Here is a 6,084-nt window from a genome sequence, read left to right as displayed (position 1 = left end):
GAGCCAATCCCCCCGCACAAAAGCCGCGCACGCCCGGCTGGGGGCCGCCTCCCGCGCCCAGACAACACGTGACCACCACATCGCCGCATGTCCCATACCCAGCGCCGCGCGGGAAGCCGTCCGGCCCTCCCTGCGTCTCTCCCTCTCCCCCAGTCTCCGCCGCCCACGTGCTCCCTCTTCTCGCCGCTGTCTTCGGCCTCCACCCAGCCCGCGAGCACGGGCAAAAAAAGTTCTTCCGCTTTTCCCAGACGTTCGCGCCCAAACCTTCCACCTTTTCTGGAAGGGGACACTTTTCCGTTTGACAGACCTTCCACATTTTATGGAAACTGCCCCTTGTGCGTGCGCCGCTGCGTTCACTAACCTATTGAAATTGTTCCCATCACAACTTTCCTCTTCTGGCACACTCCTTGTACTGAGCGGATGCACCCCCTATATCATCCATCAGGAGCATCACATGACTGCATCCCAGACGTCCGGCGCCGCCGGATACAGGAATATTGGTTCCCATACCTTTGAAGAATTCATCGAGATGGCGCGCCTGTTCCACAACTATCCCGCCCCGGGCCTGCTTATTGGCGGCTATATGGTAGAAGAGGCCAGACGCCACCTGCCCGAAGGCACCCTGTTTGAAGCCATTTCCGAAACCTCGTGGTGTTTGCCCGACGCCATCCAGATGCTGACGCCCTGTACGCTGGGCAACGGCTGGGTGCGCGTGCTCAATTTTGGCATCTACGCCATGAGCATGTACGACAAATACACCGGCGTTGGCGTGCGCGTGCGTCTGGATGTGGACAAGCTCCCGGCGGACTCGGAACTGCGCGTGTGGTTCCTGAAGGAAAAGCCCAAGCCCGAGCAGGACTCCGACAAGCTCCGCTGGGAAATCGGCACGTACGGCGCGGACATCCTCAGCGTGGAGCCCATTCAGGTCAGCAAGGAGATGCTGGTCAAGCGCAGCAAGGGCGACATCGCCATCTGCCCCCTGTGCGGCGACGCCTACCCCTCCATGCACGGCCCCATGTGCCGCTCCTGCCGTGGCGAATCCCCCTACGTGCGCCCCGCCACCACTGAGGGCGACAGCGAATCCGTGGTCTACCCCGTGCCGGAAAACCTGCACACCGTGGCTGTGGACGAGGCCGTAGGCAAGGACGCCCTGCACGACATGACCCGCATCGTCCCCGGCGAAAGCAAGGGCGCGGCCTTCCGCAAGGGCCAGACCTTTGAGGCGGGCGACCTGTGCCGCCTGCAGACCATGGGCCGCAACAACGTCTATGTTTCCGAAAACGAAGTCGGCGAGGACTGGGTGCATGAGAACGACTGCGCCAAGGCCTTTGCAGACGCCATGTCCGGCGCCGGCGTCCACGCCCCGGCCGACCCGCACGAAGGCAAGGTCACCCTGCGCGCCGAGCGCGACGGCCTGCTGTGTGTGGATACCGACCGCCTGTACGCCTTCAACCTCGCCCCCGGCGTCATGGCCGCCAGCCGCAACGGCTGGACCCTTGTGCGGCAGGACGCCGAAGTCGCCGCCACCCGCGCCATTCCGCTGTACCTGCGCCGCCCGGACTTCCAGCGCGCCATGGCCACCCTTGAGGCAGGCCCCGTCTTTCAGGTGCTGCCGCTGAAGGCCGCCCGCTCGGGCGTGCTCATCACCGGCGACGAAGTGTTCAACGGCACCATCGAGGACCGCTTTGAAGGCATCATCCGCGCCAAGCTCACGGACCTTGGCTCCAGCGTGCACCGCTGCGCCATTGTCCCCGACGACCGCGACATCATCCGCGACACCGTAAAGCAGTTCATTGCCGACGGCTGCGACCTCATCATCACCACGGCGGGCCTGTCCGTGGACCCGGACGACGTCACCCGCCACGGCCTTGTGGACGCAGGAGCCACGGACCTCGTCTACGGCGCGCCCATTCTGCCCGGCGCCATGACGCTGGTAGGCCGCGTTGGCGATGCGCCGCTGCTGGGCGTTCCGGCCTGCGCGCTGTTCTTCAAGCGCACCAGCCTCGACCTGCTGCTGCCACGCCTGCTGGCCGGTCTGTCCATCACCCGCGAAGACCTCGCCCGCCTTGGCGAAGGCGGCATGTGCCTTGGCTGCACCAACTGCAGCTTCCCCAAGTGCCCCTTCGGCAAATAGCCACGGCCTTTATGGATGCTCCGCCCCGCCGCCCTGCCCGGGGCGGCGGGCGCATCCAAGGAGAGTCACCTCCCATGCTCAAGAGAGCCCTCGTGCTCCTCGCCCTTGTGGCCATCACCGTTCTTGCCGGCTGCGACGACTACTCGCCCCAAAATCCCCTCACGCCCGAAGAACGGCAGTGGATTAAGGACCACAAGGACGAGGTCACCATCGGCACCAGCCTGCACTTTCCCCCGTACGAGGAATTTGACCTTGAGGGGTCTTACTCCGGCCTCAGTGCGGACTACATCAAGCTCATCAGCAAAAAGGTGGGGCTGGACTTCAAGCCCGTGCGCTTTCGCAACCGCGAGGAACTCCTGCGGCGCATCAAGGCCGGCGACATCGACATCATCGCCGCCATTGAGATGACCGAGGAGCGCCAGCAGTACCTTGACTTTACGCAGTCCTACGTCAGCGTTCCCGCCGCCATCATCACGCGAAAGGAATTCACGGACGACCTCACCCTCGACAAGCTGGGCGGCATGCGCATTGGCGTCACCGTGTCGCCGGACTTCACCAAATACCTGAAAACACGCCTCAAGGTGGACTGCGAAGTCGTGCCCGTGGCGGGCGGCTATATCGGCGGCCTGCGCTCGCTGGCCGTTGGCGACATTGACGCGCTAATCTGCGACATGGCGCTGGCCTCGCACTACATTGCCAACGCGCGCATCAGCAATCTGCGCATCGCGGGGCTGACCAACTATTCCATCGAACTGCGCATGGCCTCGCGCAAAAACATGCAGATGCTCAACAGCATCCTGCGCAAGGGCTTTGCCCTCATCCTCCCGCACGAGCGTAAGGCCATTGAGGAAAAGTGGCTGTCCCTGCAGTACGAACCGTTTTGGATGAGCCGCACCTTCTGGCTGGGCATGCTGGCGGCGGTAGGTGTTGTCATCGGCGGCATCTGTCTTATCCTTGTATGGAACCGCAGCCTCAAACGGCAGGTGGCCCTGCGCACCGCGGCGCTGAGTTCCATCAACAAGGTCCTGCTCGGCTCGTTGGAGTGCCACACGGAGCGCGAAGTCATGCGCCGCTGTCTGGATGAGGCCATGGGCCTGTCCGGCAGCGACTACGCCGCATGGGGCGAAGTACACGCCGATGGCTCCATTCTGGAACTGCTTGGCGTGGCCTCGCATGATGCGTCCGAGGAGCACGCCACGCTTTTTCTCTCCACCCGGTTGGACGAGACGCAGGTCCGCGACCTCGCCCGTGGCCGCGTTATTCAGGCGCTGTGCACTGATGAAGCAGGCAAGGCGCACCTGCACGTTGTGGCCGTACCGCTGCAGGGCGACCACGACGCCAAGCCCCAAATCATCGCGGCAACGCGCATGCGGCAGGCGCATACCCAAAGCGAAGTCACCCTGCTGGCGGAGATGCTGTTTGCCTTTGAGGAAGCCCTGCAACGCAAGCGCACGGAAATTTCCCTGCACGAAAAGGAGCGCCAACTCCAGCGCGTGCAGCGCATGGAAGCCCTCGGCACCCTTGCCGGCGGCATCGCCCATGACTTCAACAACATCCTCGGCGTCATCATCGCCAACGGCGAACTGGTGGAGATGTTCCACGCCGGTGACGACGAGACCCTCAAGAACAAGATTCGCAGCATCCTCACGGCGGCGGACCGTGGCCGCAACCTCGTCAGCCAGATCCTCAGCTTTGCCCGCAAAGGCGGCGACGAGGTGGCGCTGTTGACCATCAGCCCCATTGTGAAGGAGACCGTGAAGTTCCTTGAGGCGTCGCTCCCGGCGTCCATTGCCATCGACTACACCATCCAGTCGCCGGAGCCGCCGGTTCTTGCCGAGCCGACGCAGATTCATCAAGTGCTCATGAACCTGTGCACCAACGCCGCCCACGCCATGCACGCCGAGGGCGGACGCCTGAGCATCACCCTCGGCGCAGTACACCGCCGCATGACGGGCGGGCCGGAAGGAAGCACCCTGCCCCCAGGACGCTACCTCGCCATTGAGGTGGCAGACACAGGCACGGGCATCAGTCCGGAAAAACTGGAACGCATTTTTGAGCCGTTCTACACCACCAAAACCCCCAGCGAGGGCACGGGCCTTGGCCTCGCGGTGGTGGACGGCATTGTCAAATCATGGGGCGGCACCGTGCTGGTGGACAGCACCCTTGGCACAGGCTCCACCTTTACCGTGCTTCTGCCCGCGCAGGAATTTGCCGAAGAAGTCCAGCCCGCGCATGAAAAGCCCAGCCTGCCCTGCGGCACAGGCCGCATCCTGTTTGTGGATGACGAGCACGACCTCACCGAGTCGTACACCAGCCTGCTGACGCGCCTTGGCTACCGCGTGCACGCCGCCACGGAAAGCCGCGCCGCCCTTGGCGACTTCCGCCGGGACCCGGCGTCCTTTGACCTCGTCATCACGGACTACAACATGCCGGACCTGCGCGGCGACAAGCTGGCGGGGGAAATCCTCGCCATCCGGCCGGATGTGCCCATCATTCTGTGCACCGGCTACAGCCACAGCTTTAACGAGCACGACGCCGCGCGCCTTGGCATACAGGAATACCTGAAGAAACCCGTCAGCCTGCAGGACCTCGCCGTCACGGTGCGCAAATACCTGCGCCCCCAGACTGAAGACGGCCAGCAGGCCTAGCGACAGAGGAATATCATGGCAAACGTTCTGATCATTGACGACACCGCCCCCACCTGCGAGGCCCTCGGCGAAGTGGTGCGCAACATCGGGCACAACGCCGAAAGCGCGCATACCTATGCCGACGGCCTCAGCCGCGCCCTTGGCGGCGACTTTGACGTGCTCTTTTTGGACGTCCGCCTGCCCGACGGCAACGGTCTGGACATCCAGCCGCACCTGAAGAACCTGCCCGTGCCGCCCGAGGTCATCATCATGACCGGCGCAGGCGACCCGGACGGCGCGGAACTCGCCATCAAGAACGGCGCGTGGGACTATCTGCAAAAGCCCCTGTCCCCCAAGAAAATCCTGCTGCCCCTCAAGCGCGTGCTCAAATACCGCGACAACCTGCGCGAGCTCACCCGCCCCGCACCCGTCAAACGCTGCGGCATCGTGGGCGACAGCGCCGCCATAGAGAAGACCATGGAGCGCCTCGCCATCGCCGCGCGCGGCAACGCCAATGTGCTCCTCTCCGGCGAGACGGGCAGCGGCAAGGAGCTTTTCGCCCACGCCCTGCACGAAAACAGCGCCCGCGCGGACAAGCCCTTCATCGTGGTGGACTGTGCGGCCATTCCCGCCAACCTCATGGAGAGCACCCTGTTCGGGCACGTGCGCGGCGCCTTTACCGGCGCGGACGCCCCGCGCACCGGACTGGTCAAGGAAGCCGACGGCGGCACCCTGTTCCTTGACGAGGTGGGCGAGCGTCCCCTTGACCTGCAGAAAAAATTCCTGCGCGTGTTGCAGGAAAAGCGCTTCCGCCCCGTTGGCGCCCAGCACGAGGTCTCCAGCGACTTCCGTGTGGTGGCGGCCACTCACCGGAATCTGGAAACCATGGCTGAGGACGGCGAATTCCGCGAGGACCTCCTCTACCGCCTGTGCGCCGTCACCATCCAGATTCCGCCCCTGCGCGAGCGCCCCGAGGACATCGACGCCCTTGTCCCCGCACTGGCGGAGCGCATCTACGCCAAAAACGGCATCGACCCCAAAACCTTTGCCCCGGACTTCATGGACGCCCTGCGCGCCCACTCGTGGCCCGGCAACGTGCGCGAGCTGGGCAATACGCTGGAAAGCGCCATTGTCGGCGCCTATTACGAACCGGAACTCTTCTTCAAGCACCTGCCCGAGCGCCTGCGCATCAGCATGTTGAAGGAAAACCTCGCCAGTGTGCCCACGGGCACAAGCGACGGCGCGCCGGACCCCACATGCGACCCGCTGCGCGCCATGCGCGGCGTCTTCGACGCCCACCTGTGCGCCACGGGCGGCTTTCCG

At 64.3% G+C, this 6,084-nt stretch carries 3 protein-coding genes; all 3 read left to right on the top strand.

Features of this window, described 5'->3' with window-relative positions:
- Positions 1-454: 454 nt before the first annotated feature.
- Positions 455-2,134 carry an FmdE family protein gene (locus ACY69P_RS13185; RefSeq protein ID WP_462327804.1) on the top strand — a complete coding sequence of 560 codons (1,680 nt, stop codon included), beginning with the start codon at positions 455-457 and terminating at the stop codon, positions 2,132-2,134.
- Between the two features lie 74 nt (positions 2,135-2,208).
- A complete protein-coding gene (locus tag ACY69P_RS13180) occupies positions 2,209-4,782 on the top strand; it encodes an ATP-binding protein (protein WP_462327803.1) in 2,574 nt (857 codons plus the stop codon).
- Positions 4,783-4,797: 15 nt separating this feature from the next.
- The coding region (locus tag ACY69P_RS13175; RefSeq protein WP_462327802.1) for a sigma-54-dependent transcriptional regulator at positions 4,798-6,084 on the top strand (1,287 nt) is incomplete at its 3' end.

Source organism: Desulfobaculum sp., from assembly GCF_054921475.1.
Note: the sequence above shows the minus strand (reverse complement) of the source record. Positions and strands in the feature narration are given on the sequence as shown.